Annotated in this window: 22 protein-coding genes; 15 read left to right on the top strand and 7 right to left on the bottom strand. The window is 63.1% G+C overall.

Going from position 1 to position 22390, the window contains the following annotated elements:
* Positions 1-63 precede the first annotated feature (63 nt).
* The 5 genes from DL1_RS03910 to DL1_RS03890 all read left to right on the top strand — a co-directional run bounded on the left by DL1_RS03910 (position 64) and on the right by DL1_RS03890 (position 4406).
* Positions 64-792 (top strand): ABC transporter ATP-binding protein, encoded by a 729-nt coding sequence (locus DL1_RS03910; protein WP_245739597.1) that lies wholly within the window; start codon positions 64-66, stop codon positions 790-792.
* Positions 773-1480 carry an ABC transporter ATP-binding protein gene (locus tag DL1_RS03905; RefSeq protein WP_038062712.1) on the top strand — a complete coding sequence of 236 codons (708 nt, stop codon included), beginning with the start codon at positions 773-775 and terminating at the stop codon, positions 1478-1480. Before DL1_RS03910 ends, DL1_RS03905 begins: the two co-directional genes overlap by 20 nt.
* Entirely contained in the window at positions 1477-2349 is an 873-nt protein-coding gene (locus tag DL1_RS03900) for a branched-chain amino acid ABC transporter permease (RefSeq protein WP_038062709.1), read from the top strand. The genes DL1_RS03905 and DL1_RS03900 overlap by 4 nt, the downstream gene beginning before the upstream one ends.
* Positions 2346-3395, top strand: a complete 1050-nt coding sequence (locus DL1_RS03895; protein WP_051693300.1) for a branched-chain amino acid ABC transporter permease — start codon at positions 2346-2348, stop codon at positions 3393-3395. The genes DL1_RS03900 and DL1_RS03895 overlap by 4 nt, the downstream gene beginning before the upstream one ends.
* Positions 3396-3509: 114 nt before the next feature.
* Positions 3510-4406 (top strand): SphA family protein, encoded by an 897-nt coding sequence (locus DL1_RS03890; RefSeq protein WP_038062705.1) that lies wholly within the window; start codon positions 3510-3512, stop codon positions 4404-4406.
* Between the two features lie 123 nt (positions 4407-4529).
* On the opposite strand, the gene DL1_RS03885 is transcribed toward DL1_RS03890, so the two are convergent.
* On the bottom strand, positions 4530-6023 hold the full coding sequence (locus DL1_RS03885) for an AMP-binding protein (RefSeq protein WP_038062704.1): 1494 nt from the start codon (positions 6021-6023) through the stop codon (positions 4530-4532).
* 23 nt (positions 6024-6046) lie between these two features.
* A complete protein-coding gene (locus DL1_RS03880; protein ID WP_038062703.1) occupies positions 6047-6880 on the bottom strand; it encodes a p-hydroxycinnamoyl CoA hydratase/lyase in 834 nt (277 codons plus the stop codon).
* A 270-nt stretch (positions 6881-7150) separates the two neighbouring features.
* Here DL1_RS03880 and DL1_RS03875 point away from each other — a divergent pair, with 270 nt between their 5' ends.
* From DL1_RS03875 to DL1_RS03865, 3 genes are all read left to right on the top strand, one after another.
* On the top strand, positions 7151-7621 hold the full coding sequence (locus DL1_RS03875) for a MarR family winged helix-turn-helix transcriptional regulator (protein WP_051693299.1): 471 nt from the start codon (positions 7151-7153) through the stop codon (positions 7619-7621).
* A gap of 215 nt (positions 7622-7836) precedes the next feature.
* Positions 7837-9162, top strand: coding sequence for an ABC transporter substrate-binding protein (locus DL1_RS03870; RefSeq protein WP_051693298.1), 1326 nt, complete (start codon positions 7837-7839; stop codon positions 9160-9162).
* Positions 9163-9228: 66 nt separating this feature from the next.
* The gene (locus DL1_RS03865; RefSeq protein ID WP_051693297.1) at positions 9229-9702 is read left to right on the top strand and encodes a DUF3237 domain-containing protein; all 474 of its coding nucleotides are present in this window, start codon (positions 9229-9231) and stop codon (positions 9700-9702) included.
* Positions 9703-9750: 48 nt separating this feature from the next.
* On the opposite strand, the gene DL1_RS03860 is transcribed toward DL1_RS03865, so the two are convergent.
* From DL1_RS03860 to DL1_RS03845, 4 genes are all read right to left on the bottom strand, one after another.
* Positions 9751-11049: an NAD(P)/FAD-dependent oxidoreductase gene (locus DL1_RS03860; RefSeq protein ID WP_038062701.1), complete on the bottom strand. Its 1299-nt coding sequence runs from the start codon at positions 11047-11049 to the stop codon at positions 9751-9753.
* 31 nt (positions 11050-11080) lie between these two features.
* Positions 11081-11503: a Rid family hydrolase gene (locus tag DL1_RS03855; RefSeq protein ID WP_038062699.1), complete on the bottom strand. Its 423-nt coding sequence runs from the start codon at positions 11501-11503 to the stop codon at positions 11081-11083.
* A 73-nt stretch (positions 11504-11576) separates the two neighbouring features.
* Positions 11577-12752: an ornithine cyclodeaminase family protein gene (locus DL1_RS03850; RefSeq protein WP_248642583.1), complete on the bottom strand. Its 1176-nt coding sequence runs from the start codon at positions 12750-12752 to the stop codon at positions 11577-11579.
* A 121-nt stretch (positions 12753-12873) separates the two neighbouring features.
* Entirely contained in the window at positions 12874-14304 is a 1431-nt protein-coding gene (locus DL1_RS03845) for an APC family permease (RefSeq protein ID WP_038062696.1), read from the bottom strand.
* Positions 14305-14439: 135 nt separating this feature from the next.
* Between DL1_RS03845 and DL1_RS03840 the strand changes: the two genes are divergently transcribed.
* The 5 genes from DL1_RS03840 to DL1_RS03820 all read left to right on the top strand — a co-directional run bounded on the left by DL1_RS03840 (position 14440) and on the right by DL1_RS03820 (position 19002).
* A complete protein-coding gene (locus DL1_RS03840; RefSeq protein WP_051693296.1) occupies positions 14440-15483 on the top strand; it encodes an AraC family transcriptional regulator in 1044 nt (347 codons plus the stop codon).
* Positions 15484-15650: 167 nt separating this feature from the next.
* Positions 15651-16661, top strand: coding sequence for a TRAP transporter substrate-binding protein DctP (dctP, locus tag DL1_RS03835; protein WP_051693295.1), 1011 nt, complete (start codon positions 15651-15653; stop codon positions 16659-16661).
* Between the two features lie 80 nt (positions 16662-16741).
* A complete protein-coding gene (locus DL1_RS03830; protein ID WP_038062693.1) occupies positions 16742-17242 on the top strand; it encodes a TRAP transporter small permease in 501 nt (166 codons plus the stop codon).
* A 1-nt stretch (position 17243) separates the two neighbouring features.
* Positions 17244-18563 (top strand): TRAP transporter large permease, encoded by a 1320-nt coding sequence (locus DL1_RS03825; protein ID WP_342726728.1) that lies wholly within the window; start codon positions 17244-17246, stop codon positions 18561-18563.
* Between the two features lie 55 nt (positions 18564-18618).
* A complete protein-coding gene (locus tag DL1_RS03820; protein WP_038062690.1) occupies positions 18619-19002 on the top strand; it encodes a VOC family protein in 384 nt (127 codons plus the stop codon).
* Between the two features lie 51 nt (positions 19003-19053).
* Here DL1_RS03820 and DL1_RS03815 read toward each other — a convergent pair whose 3' ends face one another.
* Complete coding sequence (locus tag DL1_RS03815) at positions 19054-20025, bottom strand: LysR family transcriptional regulator (protein ID WP_074854911.1); 972 nt, start codon at positions 20023-20025, stop codon at positions 19054-19056.
* Between the two features lie 281 nt (positions 20026-20306).
* On the opposite strand from DL1_RS03815, the gene DL1_RS03810 reads away from it, so the two are divergent.
* A complete protein-coding gene (locus DL1_RS03810; RefSeq protein WP_038062688.1) occupies positions 20307-21374 on the top strand; it encodes a maleylacetate reductase in 1068 nt (355 codons plus the stop codon).
* Between the two features lie 37 nt (positions 21375-21411).
* Positions 21412-22287, top strand: a complete 876-nt coding sequence (locus DL1_RS03805) for an intradiol ring-cleavage dioxygenase (protein WP_038062685.1) — start codon at positions 21412-21414, stop codon at positions 22285-22287.
* The last annotated feature ends 103 nt before the right edge of the window (positions 22288-22390 follow it).

The raw sequence follows: 22390 nt of genomic DNA, 5'->3' as shown, positions 1-22390 counted from the left end.
GCCCCGTGCCCGCGCGCCCAAGCGATCTGTTCCTATCCGATTACCAACAAGGAGGCCGCTTCATTGCTAGAGGTAAGCGCGATCAAAAAGCGTTATGGCACCAAGACCGTCGTCGACACTGTGAGCTTCACGGTCGGCACGTCTGAATGTCTGGGCGTGATCGGCCCCAACGGCGCGGGCAAGACGACGCTGTTCAACATGCTCGACGGAACCGCGCGGATGGATGGCGGGCGGATTTTGCTGGACGGCCAAGACATCTCGGATGCGCCGCAACATGCGCGGGCGCGTCAGGGGTTGGGGCGCGCCTATCAGGTGCCGCGGACCTTTGTCGGGCTGTCGGTCTATGAAAACGTCTTGGCCGGCGTGACCCATGGGCCGGGGCTGCGCGGTGCTGCTGCCGCCGCGCGCACTATGGAGATCCTTGAAACGGTTGGCCTCGACGCCAAGGCGGCGCTGATCGCGGGTGGCTTGCCCCTGATGGACCGTAAGCGGCTGGAGCTGGCCAAGGCCATGAGCGTGGGCACCAAGGTGATCTTGCTCGACGAGATCGCGGGCGGGCTGACCGAAGGCGAGGTTCATGCGCTGATCGAGATCGTCGCGCGGCTCAAGCAAGACCATACGATCTTGTGGATCGAGCATATCGCACACGCGCTGATGGCGGTCGCGGACCGGATCATGGTGCTGCATTTCGGCGAAAAGCTGATCGAGGGGCCGCCCGCCGAGGTGATGGACTCGGCCATCGTACACGAAATTTATCTGGGGATTGCGGTCGATGACACTGCTGACACTTGAGAAAGTCGACGTCTTTTATCGCGACCTTCAGGCGACGTTTGGGGTCGATCTGAGTGTAGGCCAAGGCGAGGCCGTGGCGATCATCGGCGCGAACGGGGCGGGCAAATCGACCCTGCTGCGCGCGATCATCGGGCTGACGCCGGTGCGCAACGGGCGGGTCGTGCTCGATGGCCGCGACATCACCGGGCTGCGCTGTGACAAGATCGCGCGCGCAGGGGTGGCGCTGGTGCCTGAGGGGCGGCGGCTGTTTGGCTCGCTCACGGTCGAGGAAAACCTGCTGATGGGCGCGGCGCGGGCACGCCCGGGGCCGTGGACGCTCGCTGCGGTCTATGAGCTGTTTCCGGCGATGCGCGAGGTGCGCTATTCTCTGGCGGGCAACCTCTCGGGCGGGCAACAGCAAATGGTGTCGATCAGCCGCGCGTTGCTCACCAATCCGCGCCTCTTGCTATGCGATGAGCTGTCGCTGGGCCTCGCCCCCACGATCATCAATGACATCTACACCTGCTTCACGCGCATCCGCGAAACAGGCGTTTCGCTCATTCTGGTCGAACAGGACACGGTCAAGGCGCGTGACGTGTCCGACCGTCTCTATTGCCTGCTCAAGGGGCAGGTGACGCTTGAGGGTGCCTCAAGCGAGATCCGGATGGATGCGATCAAGGCCGCCTATTTCGGAGAGACCGCAGCATGAGCCTTCTTATAGCCATCATCAACGGTGTCATGGTCGGAGGGCTTTATGGCCTCTTTGGCCTCGGTCTGGCACTGGCTTTCGGGATCATGCGGGTCGTCAATATCGCGCATGGCGAATTCATCGTGCTGGGCGCTTATCTGGGGGCTGCCCTTTTGTCGGTCATGCCGCTCAACATCTTCGTGGTGGTCTGTCTGGTTGCGATCATCGCCTTCGGGGTGGGCTGGCTGCTGCAATTTAGCTTGCTCAACCGGCTGATCGGACCCAATCCGGTGCCTGCGATGATCGCCACGATGGGCCTGTCGATCATCATCCGCAACGCGCTGGTCAGCGTCTTTGGCACCGATATCCGCGCCATCGATCTGGGCAGCCTTCAGGATGCGGGGATCACGCTGTTCGGGGTCTCGATCGGGATCTTGCCGCTGATTATCTTCGCGATCGCGATCGTGCTGTTTCTTGCGGTCGGTGCGCTGATGACGCGCACCACGATCGGGCGAGCCTTTCGGGCGGCGGCTGATGATTTCGAGATCCTCGAGACGCTCGGCTTTGATCGCCGCAAGGTCTATGCGAGCGCAATGGGGCTCGCGATCATGCTCGCGGCGGTGGCGGGGCTGTTGCTGGCGGTGCGCTCATCGTTCTCGCCCTATTCGGGCGTGGAGCGGCTGCTGATCTCCTTCGAGGTTGTGATCATCGGCGGGCTGGGCTCGCTGCGCGGCTCGCTGATCGCGGGGATCTTTCTCGGCGTCGTTCAGGTGGTGGGGCTCAAGCTCAATCCCAATTCCGGGCCGCTGTTCAGCCATCTTGCCTTCCTGCTGATCCTGCTCGTGCGCCATTTCGACGTGACGTTTCTGTTTGCGAGGAAAAAGATATGATGCCCAACCGACACGCGCGCGCAGCCCTCTTGGGCGACTACCTTCCGGGCGTCGCAATCTGTGGCGCACTCCTCGCGGGGCTGATCTGGCTGCCCTCGGACAATCGCCTGCCGATGGAGATATTGCTCGTTTTCGCCATGGCGCAGGGCTGGAACCTTCTGAGCGGCTATGCGGGGCTTTTGTCCTTTGGGCATCAGGTGTTTATCGGGATCGGAGCCTATTCGCTCTTCATGTCGATGAATGCCTTCGGACTGCCTTTGCCGTTGGCACTCGGCGTGGCGGGGCTGGTCACGATGGCCACGGCGGCTGTGATGGCGCTGTTCCTGCACCGAATGCGGGATGCCTATTTCTCAATCGGGATCTGGGTGATGGCCGATTGCGTGCGCTTGCTGATCGGTCAATGGGACTGGGTCGGCTCGTCGCGCGGGGTGATGCTGGAGTCAAGCAAGCTGGACCTGACGCATTTCGCCGACATGGTGTTCTGGCTGGCAATCGGGCTCGCGGTCGTGGTGCAATTTGGGGTCTTTATCCTGCTGCGTTCGCGCTTCGGGCTGGGGCTGATGGCCACGCGCGACAATGACGTCGCCGCCGCCAGCGTGGGCATCGGGGCGAGCCGCTCCAAGGTCACGGCCCTGATCCTGTCGGCGCTGATCTGCGGGCTTGGCGGCGCGGTCTACTACCTGTCGATCCTGTATGCCGACCCGTCGGGCGCCTTCGATCTGAGCTGGCAGATCAAGATCCTGTTCATCGTGATCATCGGAGGTGTCGGCACGTTGGAGGGGCCGATCCTTGGCACTGCGCTCTATTTCGTGCTCCAGCAGGCATTTCAGGACAATGGAGAGATGTTCCTGCTGTTGCAGGGGCTCACGGCGATTGTCGTGATGGTCTTTGCCCCGCAGGGCATCTGGGGGGTGATCGCGCAGCGCACCGGCTTGCAGATTTTCCCGACGCGGCGTCGGCCTCCGGGCCCGTCATTGGCTGCGCGCAGGCCCAAGCCAACTACGGAGGACAAGGCGCAAGCCGCCCGCGCGCCCGCGAAAGGCTGACCCTGACTTAAAGGAATACGCCCGAAAACGGGTGTTTGTCTCCGGAGCTTACGCTCCGGGGGGAGGGAGGCGGTTTGTCTGACAAACCGTGGAGAAACAGTGGAGGACACAAGAATGATGAAGAAGACTTTGGCCCTTGCGGCCATGCTGGCGCTAAGCGCGCCGATGGCTATGGCCCGCGAGCCCGGCTCGCCGCCCCTGACGCCAACTGGCGCGACCGTGGGCATTCCGACGGGCGCAGCCCCGCCGCCCGGATTTTACTTCTCGATCAACGGGACCGCGCAGCGCGGGAATATCGTGGACGGATCGGGCCACCCGCTGCCGGTGAAGGTCAAGGTCGCCTATAGTGTGCTGACCTTGCAATATGCCGGCACCCAGACCATCCTTGGCGGGCGCTATTCCGCCCTTGCGATCGTGCCGTTCGTGCATGTCGCGCAGACCACACCGGGGGGGAAGTCGTCCAAGAATTCGGTCGGGGATATCTCGCTCATTCCGCTCAACCTGACCTGGATGGTACGCCCGGGCATCTTCGTGAGTACCGGCCTGACCCTTGGTCTTCCCACAGGTTCGTTCGATGTGACGGGCGTGCGGCCCAATATCGGCTCGAACAGCTATTCCGCCGGTCTGAGCGCAAGCTACAGCTATCTGCGCGACGGTTGGAACCTGACGGCGCAGGCGACCTATTACGTCTACGGCAAAAACAAGGATACCGACTACCATTCGGGCAATGAGATTCAGGTCGACTGGACGGCGATGAAGGACTTGGGCGGCTTCAGCGCGGGGCTGGTCGGCTATGGCCGCTGGCAGTTGACCAGTGACCGCAATCACGGCGCGTATTACGGCGGGACCACGCTTGGCAAAGCCGGTGAGGTCGGCATGGGGCTGGGCGTGTCCACGAAGCTCGGCAAGGGCTCGCTCAGCGCCTATTACATGACTGATATCTACGCACGCAACACGCTTGAGAACGACGGGGTCTTCAAGCTCACCTATGCCATCCCGTTGGGCAAGTAGGCGGTTTTCCTTCCCTCGACGCCGAACGCTCAGCCCCCCGGCCGCAAGGTCGGGGGGCGTTTTTTAGGCCATCGCACTGTCTTGGAGCCCAGAGCCACCGGGATCGAGGTCTCTGAGCGCGCGTCACTCCGCGAGCTGTTTGCTCAGCACGTGTTTCATCACCTTGCCCGAGGCCGTCCGGGGCAGGGTCTCCACGAACTCATAGCGTTTGGGCACTTTGTAATGCGCGATCAGCGCGCGGCAATGGGCGGTGAGCGCGTCATGATCGGGCCGCGCGCCGGGCTCTATCACGACAAAGGCGCAGCCGACCTCGCCCCATGTCGCATCCGCGATGCCGATCACGGCGACTTCGCGCACGATCGCATGGGTGCTAAGGGCTGTTTCCACCTCAAGCGGATAAACGTTCTCCCCGCCCGAGATGAACATGTCCTTGCGCCGGTCGACGATGGCAATATAGCCATCGCTGTCGCGCCGCCCGATATCGCCGGTGCGCAGCCAGCCATCCTCGGTGAAGCTGCGCGCGCGCTCTTCGGGGCGGTTCCAATAGCCCTCGATCACGCTCAGCCCGCGCACGAGGATCTCGCCCGGTGTGCCCTCGGGGACGTCGCGATCCGCCTCGTCGACAAGCCGGATCGCGGTGAGTGGGCCGGGCAGGCCCACCGTCCCGGCCTTGCTCCGCAGCAGCTCTGGCGCAAGCGACATGCCCAGCGTGGTGCCGGTCTCGGTCATCCCGTAGCCATCGACCAGTTTCACGCCGCGATCCAGCCACGCATGGATCGTGCTGGCCGGGATCGGCGCGCCGCCGGTGAACAGCGCCTTGAGGCTGCGCCATTGCGACGGGTCGAAATTCTCAGCTTGGGCGAGCGCATTGGCCATTTGGGGCACGCAGAAGTAATGCGTGACACCCAGCTCAGGATCGCCGAGCCGCTCATTCGTCTCGACGGGGTCGAACCCGGTCGAGACGACAATCTTTCCCCCCTGAAGCAATGTGGGCCAGATCTGTGTGACGATGCCGATGACATGAAACATCGGGGTGTCGCACAGGAAGGTGGCGCCCGCGCCGACCTCGCCGAGAACGCTGAAATTCACCGCCGTCGCCATCAGGAAGGTCGGGGTAAGCAGGGCGCCCTTGGGCGTCCCAGACGTGCCCGACGTATAGAGAATGATGCAGGGCGTGCTGGCCGAACCCGGGGGGCGGCGTGCCGCGGGGTTGGCGGTCGCAAGCGCCGTGCGGAAGCTGTCGAAGCTGAGCGCCCGGCAGCCCTCGGGCAGCGGCGGCACTTCGCGGTCGCAATAGAGCAGCTTTGGATCGCAATCCTCCAGCAGACGCGCAAGCTCGGATGCAGACAGCCGCCAGTTCAGCGGGACCAAGATCGCCCCCATCCGCATCAGCGCCTGTTGCAGGATGATCAGGTACACGCTGTTATGCGCGAGTGCGGCGACCCGGTCTGACGGGCCGATGCCCTGTGCGCTGAGCGCGGTGATCGCGCGCTGAATGTCGAGATCCAGCGCGCGGTAGCTCCAGCGTTGCGACGTCACAAGCTCAATCGCGGCCAGCGCGTCGGGCCGGAGACCCGCGCCAAGGGCCACCGGATCAGGTGTGTTGAGCACCATCATGTTCCTCCTCCCTTTTGGCCGCTTCAGTCCGAAGACTGGCGCGATTTGTCATAGGCCCCCAGACCGGGCTTGTAGGACTTCTCGTCGATGAACTGACGGATGCCTTCCTTGCGGCCCTCATTGTCGAAGGAATTCGCGGCCTCCTGCGCGCGCACGAGGTAATCCTCGGCCTCGTCATAGGCCATCAGGCCCACGCGGCGCACCGCATCCTTCGTAGCCTTCAGCGCGACGGGGTTTTTCGCGGCGAGGACATTGGCGACCTCGGTCACCCGGGCCTTGAGCTGGTCGAGCGGCAGAGCCTCGTTCACCAAGCCCCATTGTGCGGCCGTCGCACCATCGATCATCTCGCCGGTCATCGCGTGATACATCGCCTTGCGCATCGGCATCAGCTCGACGGCGACCTTGGTGGCCCCGCCACCGGGCAGAATACCCCAGTTGATCTCAGAGAGACCGAACTTCGCCTCTTCCGCCGCAAAGGCCAGATCGCAGGCGTAAAGCGGGCCATAGCCGCCGCCAAAGCACCAACCATTGACCATCGCGATCGTGGGTTTCTGGTACCAGCGCAGGCGACGCCACCAGCCATAGGACTCGCTTTGCGCCTTGCGCACGCCTTTGAGGCCATGGGCTTCGGTTTCGCGGAAATACTCCTTGAGATCCATCCCGGCGGTCCAGGCCTGACCCTCACCGGTCAGTACCAGCACCGAAACATCGTCGCGAAATTCCAGTTCATCGAGCGCTGCCGTCATCGCCCGGTTGAGCGTCGGGCTCATCGCATTGCGCTTGTCGGGGCGGTTGAAGCGCAGCCATGCAATGCCATCCTCGACATCATAGGCGACGGTATCGTGATCATTAGCCATCATAGTCTCCTTGAAGGGCCCGAGCCGCTGGCTGGCGGTCCGGGAAAATCCGTATCTGTGCGTTCAAAGCGGGGAAGGCGCGGGCCTCGGGGCCGGCAAAAGCCCTGCCAGCGGGCTGCATGCGGCGGTCATGTGAAACTCCTCCTTCCAATGACATATCGGCCTACGAATCGAAGCGGACCGATTATTGTTATGAAGCATAGCAATTGACTGCTATGCTGTATAGCAATATCACCGTGAGCAGGCGGATGTCTGAAACGGGAGGCTGCGATGCCGGACAGGGCGCGCGACAAGCGGACGGAGACTGCATCCGAGGGCGGGGCGGAGCGGCTCAACGAGTTGATTGGCTTCCACCTTCGGCAGGCCTCGATCTTTGATCTTCAAGGCGCGCTGAGTGCTTTGGCCCCGACAGAGCTGCGCACGGTGCCCGTGAGCGTGCTGATGTGTATCGTCGAGCATCCGGGGCTGAGTGCTGCCGATACCTGCAGACGCCTGCGCATCAAACGCGCCAATATCGTCCCGATCCTCAGCGATCTGGAAAAGCGCGGCTTGATCTATCGCGAGACCGATCCCGGAGATCAGCGCATCCAGCACCTGTTCCCGACGCCCGAGGGGGCGCAGACCGCGCGCACAGCCTTTGCGGCCCTCGTCGCGCATGAAGACCGCCTGCTGGCGCGTCTGGATCCGAGTGAGCGGGCCATGCTGCGCACCCTTCTGACCAAGATCTGGCAGCAGAGCTGACACCCAACTCCTTGCGATACCCGTAGACCTGCGCGGCGCTGGCCCCCGGCGCAGGCGTTCGCATCTGTCTCTTTCATCCTGAACTTGTGTAATCACGCGGCGTCTCCGGATGTCAATCAAATGATCCGATCATTTGATTGACATGATGCCACATTCTCGCATTATGAGCAACGGAGGAGCTGAAGACATTCAGTGTCAATGCAAGGGAGAAGGTCATGAACTCAACGAAACCCGCATCTGCGGGGGGCACGCGCATTGCGCGGCGGACGGTCCTTATGGGGTTGGGCGCTGGTGCGGCGTCATTCTATTTTCCGGCAGCCCATGCCTCGGGCAGCAGTACGATCAAGATCGGCTGGATCGCTCCGATGTCCGGACCGGGCGCGCTCTTCGGGATCGCGACCGACTTCGTGCACAAGCAGCTTGATAAGCTGTTTTCCGGCGGTCTGGAGATTGGCGGCAAGACCTATTCGGTGCAGATCGAGCTGCGCGACAGCCGCAGCGACGTCAACACCGCCACGCAAGCCGCGATTGGGCTGATGACCAGTAATAAGGTCGATCTGATCGTCGCATCCGATGCGGTGGCCGCCATCGGAGCGGGGCGCATGGCGATTGTGAACAAGACCCCGATCCTCTCCACGATCCTGCCCGCCGACGCGGTGGTGGGCATGTTGGGCGGGCCGAAGAACTACTCCAATAATGGCACGCCGTGGAACTTCCATTTCTGCTTTGCCTCGACCGATATCAGCGAGACCTATCTGGGGATGTGGTCCCCCTACAAGGCGCAGCTTGATGACAAGGTCGCTGTCAGCTTCGTCGATCAGGCCGCCGCGCGCGGCTTTGCCGATCCGCAGCACGGTCTGCCTGCCTATCTGACGAAAGGCGGCTATCAGACGGTCGATGGCGGTATGTTCAAGTTGGGCACCAGCGATTTCTCGAACCAAGTGAACCTGTTCAAGACCAGCGGCTGCCAGATCCTGAGCGGCTTCATGTTTGCCGATAATTTCGCAGCGTTCTGGCGCACTGCCGCGCAGACCGGCTACAAGCCCGAGATCGCGACCGTCGCGGGGGCTTTCCTGTTCCCCGGCGGCATTGATGCGCTGGGCGATCGCGGCGACGGGCTGTCCACTGAAGTGTGGTGGTCACCCAAGCTTCCCTATCATTCCACGCTGACCGGGCAGAGCGCGCAGGCGCTCGCGACGCAATGGGAAAGCGCCGAGCAACGGCAATGGACCCCGGTTCTGGGCTATACCCATGCGGTCTGGGAAGTGGCGGTGCAGGCGCTCAAATCGAGCGGCGCGCCCGGCGACAGCGAGGCCCTGCGCAAGGCGCTCCAGAATGTCGATATGGAGACCATCATCGGCAAAGTCGACTTTGCCCATAGCGATATCCCGGGCATCGCGCAGACGACGCTTTCGGGCGGGCAATGGCGCAGGCGCAAGGGCGGCAAATACAAATACGAGTTGGAGATCGTCTATAAGGGGCCGAAATCCCCCGAAGGCCTTGAGATCGAGGGCGATCTTACGCTGCTCTCGAAACTCTGAGCGGTTGCGCCCCCGCGGGGGCGCGATCCCCTAAATGGAAGCCCCTAACGGGGGCAGGGAGGTTGCGTGACGCTTTATACTTCGATGCCAAAAATCCCATTGGTGCTGCCGACATTCGAATTCACCTATGATGCCCGCGTCGATCTTGATCCGGTTCGGGATCTGGGGCCGACACCGCGCGGTCAGCGGATGATCGTGCCGATCCGAGGCGGGATCTTCGAGGGGCCGCAGCTGCGCGGGCGCGTTCTGGCGGGCGGTGCCGACCGCCAGCTCTATCTTTCAGACGGCACGGTGGAACTCGACGCGCTCTATGAGATGGAGACCGAGGATGGCGTGGTGATCACCGTGCACAACCGGGTCTGTCTCAGCCCGACCGGCCCCGATGAGGTCTATGCCTATTCCAACGTAAAATTCACCGTCGCGCAGGGCCGCTATGACTGGCTGAACACGCGGCAGTTTATCGGAACGGTGGAGCGGTTGCATTTTGAGGATCCGATGGATCCCAAGCAGGTGCTGATCCGGGTCTTCATGGTGACCTGACAAACCGGGGGCAGTGATCCTGCCCCCGGTCCTCTTACTATCGAGGGCTCAGGCCGCGAAGCGCTCGAGCCGGTAGGGGCTCGCGCTGATCACGGTCTGTGCGCCGATGACAAGCTCGGCGGCCAGTTGGCCCGCAGCGGGGCCGGTGCCAAAGCCATGGCCCGAAAAACCGGTGGCCAGCGTCAGTCCGGGAATGGCGGCGACTGGACCGATCACCGGCTGGGAATCGGGCGTGATGTCCATCATTCCCGCCCATGCCTCTTCGATCTTTACATCGGCAAAGGCAGGCCATGCTGCGCGCAGATTGTCGATCGCCTCGGAATTGAGCGTGGGGATCGTCGGCGGGTCCATCACCCGGACCGTCTCGAACGGGCTGGGTTTATTGCCCCCCCAACGCCGCGCCAGCGTCAGATCGCGCCAAGTCTCGCGGCCCACGGCGATACGCAGGAACTTGCCCCCGCCCTTGAGCTGATCGAGATAGCGCCGCCCGATCAGCAGGTGATCGAGCGTCAACGGCGCACGCAAGGCTCCGCGCTGGGTGATGATGAAGCCGCCATCGCGATGTTTGCGAAACGAGAAATCGGGTCCGCCCACGGCGATCTCGGTCGGTCCCTCCATCGGCGCGGTCCGAAAGGCCGAGCAAATCAGCGGCAGGGTCGGCAGGTTGGCCCCGAGATTGCCGAGAAAACGGCGCGACCACAAACCGCCCGCGAGCAGCACCTGATCGCAGGCGATCTCGCCGCGTTCGGTGACCACGCCGCTCACCTTGCCGCCCGCGCGCGAGAGCGTGCGCACAGCGCAATGCTCGACGATGATCGCGCCCTTGGCGATGGCCGCATTGGCAATCGCGCTGGAGGCCAGCGTCGGCTCTGCCCGGCCATCCGAGGCGGTGTGGATGCCGCCCGCCCATGTGCCCACGCCGCCCGGCACCATCGCGTCGATCTGCGAGGCGCTGAGAAGCTGTGAGTCCAGATCGAGATCGGCCACCGAGGCCATCCAGCCGCGATGCATCTCCATCTCTTCTTCGGTGCGCGCCAGATACATGATCCCGGCGCGCGCATAGCCCACCTCATGGCCGGTGCGTTCGGGCAGCCCGGCCCAAAGCCGGTCTGCCGTCTGCGCCAGCGGCACATCGGGGGCCGCGCGCCCCATCTTGCGCACCCAACCCAGATTGCGCGAAGACTGCTCGCCCGCGATCCGGCCTTTCTCCAGCACGACCACCGGCACGCCGCGTTCGGCCAGCGTGAGCGCGGCCGAGAGGCCGACGATACCCGCACCGATGATGACGACGGTGCTGCGTGCGGGCAGGTCCTGAGTGGTCTGCACCGGAGCAATCCGAGGTGCCATGAAACTCTCCTTTGTCAAACGTTGGGGGCGATCAGATCGCGATGGTCTTGCGCTCGGTCGGTGCAGAGGCTGCGCCGCGATAGGCGGTGACCTCGATCTCGACCTTGTAGACGCCTGAGCCAAGCGGCGGGCAGGTCACGGTCGTGGTCGGGTCGACCCCGCGAAACATCTCGCCAAAGAGCGTCATTACGGCCTGCGTATCGGCAGGGTCCTGAATGAAGACGCGGGTTGCCACGACATCGGCGAGGCTGGAGTCTGCGGCTGCAAGCGCACGTTCGATATTGGCAAAGACCTGACGGGTCTGGGCCTCGAGATCCTCGGGGATTTCCTTTGTCTCGGGGTTCCGTCCGGCGGTGTTGGAGACGAAAATCCAGTTATCTACCGCGACGATGCGCGAGTAGCTGCTGAGCTCTTCCAGCTTGGTGCCGGTCTTGATCTTGGTGATTTGGGTCATCTGTGCCTCATATGTCAGAGCGTGCCGCAGGCCCGAAATTGGCCTGCGGCACGCGTGGGGGAGGGTGTCGCGATCAGCGCAGGGCCGGTTCGTTCCACAGGTTGAGCGTCTGGCCGATGCCCTTTGCCACCGCGTTGCGGTAGATCTGGGTGCCCCATGCCACGTCTTCGACGGGCATCCCGCCGACCGACATGATGATGATCTCTTCGTCGTTCTGGCGACCGGGGGTGGCACCTGCGACGATATCGGCCAGATCCTCAAGCTCGCTTTTGTCCATCCGGCCCTCTGCGATCATGTCCATGAACTTCACGCCGATCACGGGCACATGCACATGCGCGGGTTTGGGCAGCTCTTCGAACCAGGCCTCATAAAGGCCGGTATTGTCGACCACCTTGCGCACATCCCTGGCCTCCATCGCCGCGTCGATCTCGCACGACGCAGGCATCGCGGCAAAGGCACCGGGCTTGAGCCATTCGCGCTTGAGGATCGGATAGGCGGACGGATCGCCCGTCTCGCCCGAGGCGCAATAGGTCACAAGATCCGAGCCGCGCACGACCGCCTCGATATCGTCGACCAGTTCGATCTGGGTGATCTGCGGATAGGTCTCCTTGACCCAGCCGATGAACGCGTCGAGGCTTTTCTGGCCGCGCCCCTTGATCTTGACCGTATCGATCTTGGGGCAGGCGGCCATAAAGGCCGCGAGCGTCGTGCGCGCCATCACGCCGGGCCCGTAGATCCCCACGATCCGCGAGTCCTTGCGTGCCAGATGGCGTGCGCCCACACCCGGTACTGCGCCCGTGCGATAGGCCGACAGCAGGTTGGCCGACATGAAAGCCAGCGGCGCGCCGGTATCGGCGTCGTTGAGCGTGAACATCAGGATCGAGCGGGGCAGCCCCTTGTCGCGGTTCGCGATATTGGAGCCGTACCATTTCATCCCGGCGGTGCAGAAGCTGCCGCCCAGATAGGCGGGCATCGCCATGAAGCGGCGGTCGGCGGTGGGTTTGGGCATGGTCGGAAAGGGCGAGTTTTCGGGGAACATGACCATTGCACCGTGGCTGTCATTGTTGGCGCCAGCCATCCGGTAATCGCCCGAATGCAGCAGGCCGAACATCTCTTCCATGCAATCGACGCAGCCGGGCATGTCGGTCACACCGGCCGCGATCATGTCGTCTTCCGAGAGATAGAGAAAATCGATCCGGGGCAGCGCCGCTTGGAGATCTTGTTCGTGGGTTTTGGACATCTCGTTCATAGTCTGCTCACTCTTTGGCATTGGCTTTGGGTTTAGGACGGCGCGCTTTGGCGCCGCGCGGGGCTTCCGACCCCACCGCGCAGGGGCGCGTGCGGGATCGGGGCGGATTTGGTTGGAGGCGTTATTCGAAGCTGCGCCCGAGCCCGTCATAGAGCGACGGGTTGGAACGCTTGAGGGCCAGCGCCATGACCACCCCCAGCAGGCCGAACCCGGCCACGATGATCGGGAAGGACAGCACGATCGGGTTATGGCTCCCGGTCAGCAGCGAGATATTAGCTGAGACCAGAATATAGGCGCCGATCAGGCCGATCGCGGCGAATGCTGGGGCCACGAGAACCCGCAGGCCGGAGAGCCGATGCTCGGTCTTGCGGAAGAAGGTGATCACCGAGACCGAGACCAGAACCTGCACGCCGAGGATCGCCAGAACCGCAAGGCCGGACATCCACGCGAAGACGACCGTGTAGGGATCGGCTTGGGCTGCCGCCGCCGTGCCGATGATGATCGCCACGAGCGTGCCTTGAACCACACCTGCGATATGGGGCGAGCCATGGGTGACATGCACCTTGCTCATCGCACGCCACAGCAGGTTTTCCGAGGCGAGCGTGTAGAAGTAGCGGTTGAGCGTGTTGTGAAAGGACAGCAGGCAGGCAAACAGGCTGGTCAGCAGCAAGATGTTCATCGCCTGAACAGACCACGGCCCGAGCAGGTTGGCAGCGGCGTCGAAATAGAAGCCCTCAAGCGAGGCTTCGGCGGCCCCTTGCACGGCGCTTGCGCCATAATATTGGGTGATCGCCCAGGTCGAGCCAGCATAGAAGAGCGTGATCAGGATCACCGCGAGATATGTCGCACGCGGGATCGTGCGCTCGGGCATATGCGCCTCTTCGGCAAAGATCGCGGTGGCTTCAAACCCGACATAGGCGCCCAGCACGAAGACCACGGTCACGCCCAGACCCGGCGAGAATACTTCCGAGGGCCGGAAACCCGCCAGCGTCAGCCCGTCGGGCCCACCGCCATGCAGCACGATCGCACCATCGAGCAGCACCAGGATCAGCAGCTCGGCGATCATGCACACGCCCAGCACGCGGCCCGAGATCACGATGTTGCGCCGCCCGAGCAGAACGACCACGACGAGCACCGCCAGCGCCCAGACCCACCATGGCAGGTCAATCCCGAGGCTGGTCATCGTGCCGGACATGAAAACCGCAAAGAGCGCATAGATCGCGATCTGGATCGCGAAATAGGCCATCAGGGCCATCAGCGCGCCGCCGATGCCTGCCGCGCTGCCAAGGCCGCGTGAGACGTAGCTGTAAAAGCCGCCCGCGCCGCTGATATAGGGGGTCATCGCCGTGTAGCCGACCGAGAAGATCAGATACAAAAGGCCCGCAAGCACGAAAGATCCGGCAACGCCCGCGCCATTGCCAAAAGCAAAGGCGGGCGGGGTGGCGCCCACCACGGCGGTCATAGGCGCTGCGGCCGCGACGACAAAGAAGATGATATGCGCGGTTCCGATGGAATTTCGCTTCAGCCGGCCTTCGCCAGTTACGTCCGTCATGAGTAAACTCCCTGAAGATTTTTTTTGGATGTTCCTTTCTTAGTGGCAGGGCATTGGGATCCGACCATTGCAGAACGCGCCATTGATCCGATAATGTGCGCCAAATGGCGCCTGTGAACGGGATTTGAGGTCGTAATGAAGAGCCCACTCGCCCCTCTGCCGAAGCTGCTCTCCGTCCGGGCGCTAATTTTGAAGCCCATTCTGGCACGGTTTGATGACGACTTGAGCACGATGCGAAATCTGTTGCATCGCCACGGGATTGATTCGCGCGTTCTGGATGATCCCTACGCCCCGGTTGCGCTCACGAGCTACCTCGCGCTTTTTGAATCTGCGGCGCAGATGTTGGGCGATCCGCTGCTGGGAATTCGGCTGGGCAGCCTCGTGCGGCCGGGCAATCTTGGGCCAATCGGATTGCGCGCGGTGCAAAGCAGCTCGATCCGGCGCGGCTTTGACAGTCTGGCCCGCTTCACCTCGGCGCTGCAAAGCGGCACTGAGCTGAGCTTCGAGCAGGAGGGCAACACGCTGCACCTGCGCTACGTGATCACCACGCCGCTGATCAGCCCGAGCCGTCAGGACAGCGAGTTTACCCTGTCGGGCATCTGCAGCGTGATCCGGCGCGGCTTTGATCCGCGCTGGCGGCCGCTCGAGGTGCATTTCTCGCATAGCGCCCCCGAGACGCCGCTCTCGCCCGAGCGCTGGTTCAACGCCCCCGTGCTGTACGGGCAGCCCGCGAATATGCTGGTGATCGATCCCAAATCCGCCGATCAGATCTACCGCGAGGAAGATCCCGACATGATCGAGCTGATTGATCGCCATCTGGCCGAGCTGATCGAGGTCACGCATCGCGATCAGTCGATCTGCGATCAGGTGCGCGCGCTGATCGCGCTCAATCTTGGGGCCAAGCCGATCGATATCGCGACGATTTCGGGGATGCTGCGGATGTCGCGGCGCAGCCTTCAGCGCCGGCTGGCCGAGGAGGGCACCACGCTGAGCGAAATGCTGCAGGACTATCGGCGGGGCCGGGCCGAGGCGATGCTGCGCGACCGCCGCACCAGCATCGAGGCGATTGCCTCAGCTTTGGGCTATGCCGATGGCACCGCGTTCTGGCGCGCCTATCGCAACTGGACCGGCCATAGCCCGAGCCGCGCGAAAGCAGAACTGCCGCCGCGCGCGACCTGACCCGCACCCACACGCGCGCCCCCGCATGCGGGCAGCGCTCGCGCGCGATCTCTGTTTTGTGCAGATAAGGTGTTTTGCGCAAGTCGCAAAACTGCAGCCGCGAGGCTGTGTTAGCCTTTGTCCCATGCAGGGCGAATGCCCGTGACAAAAGCAACAGGGATCACAAAATGTCTTTTCTCAAAAGCCTCCTATCTGGGAGAACGAAGCCGCTTGCCGTAGGCGCACTGATCGCCGCAGGGTTTCTTGCAGGTCCGGTCCATGCCGAGGACACGCTGCGCGCGCTGACCGCTTTCCCGTCCAGTGACGACACCTCGAAAGCCTTCAAGACCTTCGTCGACGAGGTGAATGCGCGCGGCAAGGGCGTGCTGCATATCGAAATCGTCGGCGGTCCCGAAGTGGTCCCGGGCTTCCAGCAGATCGACGCGGTCGGGCGGGGCGTGGTCGACATGACGATGTCGCCGATCAGCTACGCGCTGGGCACGATGCCCGAGGCCGATGCCTGGGTTGGTTCCAATCTCAGCCCTGTCGAGACCCATGAGAATGGCGGGCTGGCGCTGATCCGCAAGATCGCGTTGGAAAAGCTCAAGGTCCATGTGCTCTCGCGCTTTGCGCCCGGCGCACCGCTGAACCTGTTCCTCGTCAAGAAGCCTAAGATGAACGCGGATGGTTCGCCTGATTTCTCTGGGCTGCGGCTGCGCGCCTCGCCGCTCTATAACTCGTTCTGGGAGTCGCTGGGGGCCGTGCCGGTCAACGTGCCGGTGCCTGATATCTATACCGGGCTCGAGCGCCACTCCTTCGACGGGATCGGCTATCCGCCCTCTGCAATGGTGGGCTGGTCGTGGGATCGCTTCCTGAAATACCGCATCGAGCCGGGCTTTCTGCAGACCGATCTGGGGCTCTTCATCTCGCCCGCCAAATGGAACAGCATGAGCGACGCCTCGCGCAAGCTGCTCAATGACATGACGACCGAAATGGAAGGCAAATCCTATCAGGACTGGCTGGAGAAGACCAAGGAGGTCAAAGCCAAGTTCGATGCCGAGGGGATGCAGCCGATCGAGCTGAAAGGGGCCGCGCGTGAGGCCTATCTGGCCAAGGCTTATGGCTCGGTCTGGGATCGTCTCGCGAAGTCAGGCTCGCCCTACGCCGCAGAGCTCAAGAAGCTCTATTACAAGAACTGATCGCAGGGACACACCTGCAGCGCCGGTCCGGCTTGTCCGGGCCGGTCTTCTTTTCCGGGCAGCTTTTGGGGACGGTGCGCATGAAACCACTTCTCTTTCTTTATGACAGGCTGATTTTGGGTCTGGCCCAGCTCGCAGCGGCGAGCCTTGGCCTGATCACGGTGCTGATCGTCTATGACGTGCTCAGCCGAAATCTTGCCTTGCCACCGTTTCAGGCGGTGAGCGCAATCGTCGAATATGTCTTGCTTTTCGCCACGATGGCGGCGGCCCCTTGGCTCGTGCGGGTGCAGGGCAATGTGGCGCTGACGAGCTTTGTCCAGATGCTGCCCCACGGGGTGCATGTCTGGGTCAATCGCGTCGTGCTGGTGCTTTCGGTTGTGGCCTTGCTGTTTCTCACATGGGTCTCGGCGTCCCTGACGCTGCATTACTGGCGCCAAGGCACCATCGATATGCGGTCCGTCAATATGCCGGGCTGGCTGCTCTACGCCTTTCTCAGCGGAGGTTTCTTGCTGATGGCGTGCGAATTCCTGCGGCTTCTGGCGCGGGGCGAGATCTATTCCGGCGACGGCGGAGGACATTGACATGATGCCATGGTATGACGCGGCTGCGTTCCTGATCGGCGGCCTGATGGTGCTTATGGTGATCGGGATGCCGGTGGCCATCGCCTTTTTGATCATCAACATGCTGGGCGTGTTCGTCTTGATGGGCGGCTATGCCGGGATCGAGCAATTGGTGACCAACACCACCGCCTCGGTCACCAATTTCACCCTGGCCCCCGTGCCGCTTTTCCTGATCATGGGCGAGCTGCTCTTCCACTCCGGGCTGGCCTTCAGAGTGTTCTCGGCGCTCGACAAATGCTTTGGCGGCGTGCGCGGACGTCTGGCCTATCTGACGGTCGGGGGCGGCACGCTGTTTGCCACCCTGTCTGGCTCATCGATGGCCAATACCGCGATGCTAGGCACCTCGCTGATGCCCGACATGATCAAACGAGGCTACAAGCCGCGCCTGATCATGGGGCCGATCATTGCGACCGGCGGTCTGGCGATGATCATTCCGCCCTCATCGCTTGCGGTGCTCTTGGGCTCGCTTGCGCGGATCGATGTGGGCGCGCTGCTGATCGCGGGGCTGTTGCCCGGGCTCGTGCTGGCCTTGATGTTCTTCTTCACGATCTGGCTGCTGATCCGTCTCGATCCCGACGCGGCACCGGGCTATGCCACCGAGCACCACAGCCTGAGCGAAGTGCTCATCGGGCTTGCGCGCGACGTCTTGCCAATGGGGCTGGTGGTCTTTGCGGTGATCGGGCTGATCTTGCTGGGCTGGGCCACGCCCACGGAATCTGCGGCTTGCGGTACGGTTGCCGTGCTGATCCTCGCCGCGATCTACCGCAAGCTCACCCCCGAGCTGATCCGCAAATCGCTGATGGGATCGGTTCGGGTGACCGGGATGATGCTGATCATCATCATGGGCTCGACCACATTTTCGCAGATCCTTGCCTTCTCGGGCGCCTCGCAGGGGATCATCCGCTTCGCAACGGGTTTCGATCTGTCGGCCTATGCGATGTTGCTGGCGATGCTGGTTGTGCTGATCGTGTTGGGGATGTTCATGGATCAGCTGTCGATCATGATGCTGACCCTGCCGATCTTCCTGCCGCTGGTGACGCTCTATCACTTCGACCCGGTCTGGTTCGGCGTGGTGATGCTGCTGGCGCTGGAACTGAGCCTTGCGACGCCGCCCTTTGGGCTCTTGCTGTTCGTGATGCTCGGCGTGGCGCCAAAAGGCACGAAGATGAGCGATGTGGTCATGGCCTCGGCCCCCTTCATCGCCTGCACGCTGGTGCTGATCGTGCTCTTGGCGATCTGGCCAGATATCGCGCTTTGGCTGCCAAGCCGGATCGCCAATTGACCAAAGCCGCCCTTCGAGATGAGGGGCGGCTCATCTTGCAAGAAAGGACCGACCTGTGTCGCTGACCGAAGCCTATCTGGATCACCCCGCCTTGCGGGTGCGTGACCTCGCCCCGCTGGTGGATTTCTTCTCTGACGTGCTGGGGATGACCGTGGTCAAAATCGACGGTGACCCTGAGGCCCCAAAGCAGGTCTGGCTGCTGGGCGGGGTGCAGCTGACCCTTGATGAGACTGTCGGGGAGGGGACCGGCGCGCTCGATCACCTCGGGCTGATTTGCTCGGATGTCGAGGCCGCGATCCGGGGCGCAGAGGCCCATGGCGCGACGCCCGATCCGCGCGGGCGGGTCTGGTGGCGTCTGCCCGGCGGCTTGGTGCTGGAATTCCTGCCCGAGCGTGGCAACGCGGTCGCAACCGCGCGCGCACTCGATCCCCGGGCCTGACGCACGCAAACCGATCTCTGCGCCGTCCGGCCCCAAGGCCCGGGCGGCGCGTCAATGCGTGGCGTAGCGCATCTCGCCACCGGAATGGGGCGGCGGCACGACATTGGCCTGCTGCGCCCAGATATCCTCAAGGCCCTTCTGGCGGAAATACTCGACCAGATGATCGATGAACAACCGGGTGCGCAGCGGCAAGAAGGTACGCGAGGGGTAGGCCACGGTCAGCCGCAGCGGATCGAGCGACCATTCCGGCAGCACCGGCACCAGTCGCCCGGCCTCCAGATCGCTTTGCAAAATGTAGCTGGGCTGCACCAGAATGCCCGAGCTCGCCAGCGCTGCATGGCGCAGGATCTGACTGTCATTTGCGGTCAGATCGCCTTTCAGCGGGTAGCGGGTCGTTTTGCCGTCTCGGGTCAGGTTGGGGGCCTCCCAATCGTCTGACAGGGTGTAGAGCAACATCTTGTGACGCGCGAGATCTTCGGGCGTGCGGGGCATTCCGTATTTCGCGAGATAGTCCGGCGAGGCGGCCATCTGGCGCGGCAAATCGGCAAGTTTGCGGATCATCACCGTGCTGTCATTCTCGGAGGGGCGCGCGCGCACCATCAGGTCGAGCCCGCTTTCGATCACGTCGCAATAGCGGTTTCCGGTTTGCAGATGCACGTGGATCTCGGGGTATTTCTCTTTGAACCGGTCGATCACCGGCAGCAGATGCAGCAGCGAAAACGACAGCGAGGCACCAACCCGCAGCGTGCCGCGGGGCTGGCCGGTGCCTGTCTTGATGCTCTCCTCGGCCTCGCGCATCGAGATCAGGATCTCGCGGGCGGCTTGCGAGAACCGCTCGCCCTCGGAGGTGAGCGAGAGCTGGCGGGTGTTTCTCTGGATCAGCCGCACCCCGAGCCTCTGCTCCAGCGCGGTGAGCGATCGGCTGACCCGAGAGACCGACATGCTCAGCGCTTCCGCAGCCCGAGTCAGGTTTTCCTCATCCGCAATCGATATGAAGATCTTCAGTTCGGTCATGCGATCCATGAGTTTCTTCCCTCCGTTACGGTAATAATCATGTATTATTTTGGTAACAAATCAACATAGATCTCACATACGGCGCAGTATTATTGCTGTGAGCGCAACGCTGTTTCGCGCAATTGCTTGATTTTTACCGTAGTTCAGATGTGCAAAGCTTAACCCGACAGCGCCGTAAAAAACGGTGCAGGGCAGCGAATGCCGCGGCGCGAGAGCCCGCGGGTCTCGAATCGACGAGGCCCCGGGAGCGGCGCTGTCCCTTTCGCATCGCTTCAGAAGGGCCAAGACCGATGACACAACCCCGGTTTCTCTACACCGCAAACCCCGCACGGGTGATCTTTGGCGCGGGCACGCTTGCCGAGCTGCCCGCCGAGATGACCAATCTCGGGGTGGAGCGCGCGATGATCGTCTCGACGCCTGCGCAAGAAGTCGACGCCCAGCGGGTCGCGCGCCTGCTTGGATCTCGCGCGGTGGGTGTGCACCCTGAGGCGGTGATGCACACGCCCGTTGATGTCAGCGATGCGGCGTGTCTGCGCGCTCAGACGCTTGGGGCCGATGTGGTGGTGGCAATCGGGGGCGGCTCGACGACGGGCCTGAGCAAGGCGATTGCGCTGCGCACCGGCTTGCCCCAGATCGCGCTGCCCACGACCTATGCGGGCTCCGAGATGACGCCGATCCTGGGCGAGACCTCGGGGGGCGAGAAGCGCACGCAGGTCAACCCGGCGGTGCTGCCCGAGGTGGTGATCTACGATGTCGATCTGACGATGGGCCTGCCTGCGGGGATGGCGGGCACCAGCGGCATCAATGCCATCGCCCATGCGGTCGAGGCACTTTATGCGCAAAACAGCAATCCGGTGATCTCGCTTCTGGCGCTCGATGCCATCGCGGCGCTTGCCCGCGCGCTGCCCGCCATCGAGGCCAATCCGCAAGACCGAAGCGCGCGCCACGATGCGCTTTATGGCGCATGGCTTTGCGGGATTTGTCTGGGCTCGGTCGGGATGGCCTTGCATCATAAGCTGTGCCACACGCTGGGCGGCAGCTTCGATCTGCCCCATGCCCAGACCCATGCAATCATTCTGCCCCATGCGCTGGCCTATAACGCACCGGAAATCCCGGAGGTGATGGAGAAGCTGCGTGGGGTGCTGGGCGATGATCCGGCCCGCGCGCTCTATGATCTGGGGCGGGCGGTGCATGCGCCGGCCTCGCTGGCCGAGCTGGGCATGCCGCGCGAGGGGATCGCGCGCGCCCGCGATCTGGCCCTTGCCAACCCCTATTGGAACCCGCGCGCGCTGGAGCCCGAAGCCCTTTCGGTACTGATCGAGCGTGCGCATTCCGGTGAGCCGCCCGCGCCGATGTGAGCGCGTGCAACAACCGGTTACGAAGGAGGAGTAGACCATGAGCTATCTGACTGAGGACACATCCGCCGAGGTGGTGAACGGGCGGATCGGCGCGCAGACCGATCCACGTCTGCGCGAGGTCATGTCATCGCTCGTCAGCCATCTGCATGCTTTCATCAAGGAAGTAGAGCTGACCGAGGCGGAGTGGGACTACGCGATTGAGTTTCTGACCCGCACCGGACAGATGTGCGACGACACGCGGCAGGAATTCATCCTTTTGTCCGATGTGCTTGGCGTGTCGATGCTTGTCGATGCGGTCAATCACCGCCTGCCCGAGGGGGCCACGCAAAGCACCGTCTTCGGCCCGTTCCACGTCAAGGGCGCGCCCGAGCGCCCGATGGGCGCCACGATCAGCCTAGATGGCAAGGGCGAGCTGTGCCTTTTTGAGGGCCGCGTCCTCGATGTCGATGGCACCCCGATCGAGAACGCGCTGGTCGATGTCTGGTCCGACAACGAGGACGGCTTTTACGACGTGCAACAGCCCGATATTCAGCCGCCCTTCAACAATCGCGGCGTGTTTCGGACCGGGCCGGATGGGCGCTACGCGTTTCGCGGCATCAAGCCCGTCTCCTATCCGATCCCCGATGACGGCCCGGTCGGGCAGATGCTTGCAGCCCTTGGCCGCCATCCGTGGCGCCCCGCGCATATGCATTTCATGATCAGCGCGCCGGAGCATGCGCGTCTGATCACCCATCTTTTCGTGGCGGGCGACGACTATCTTGCCTCGGACGCCGTGTTCGGCGTGAAGCCCGATCTGATCGTCGGGCTCGAGCCGGTTGCAGAGGGCGACGCGATGCCGCCCGCGGAGCAAGGCGAGGCGGCCCCGGTTAAATGGCGCGCGCAGTACGACTTCCGGCTCAAGAAACAAGGGTAGTCCCGTCTCTTGGCCCGCTTTGACCTCTGGTCGTGGGCCGAGGGTTCTCATGCGTCGTAACACCGCGCCGTCGATTTCGACCCAACTCCAACAGGGCAGACAA

The organism is Thioclava dalianensis, assembly GCF_000715505.1.
GTDB classification, from domain to species: domain Bacteria; phylum Pseudomonadota; class Alphaproteobacteria; order Rhodobacterales; family Rhodobacteraceae; genus Thioclava; species Thioclava dalianensis.
The sequence above is the reverse complement of the archived record's forward strand: the minus strand, read 5'-3'. Positions and strand labels throughout refer to the sequence as shown.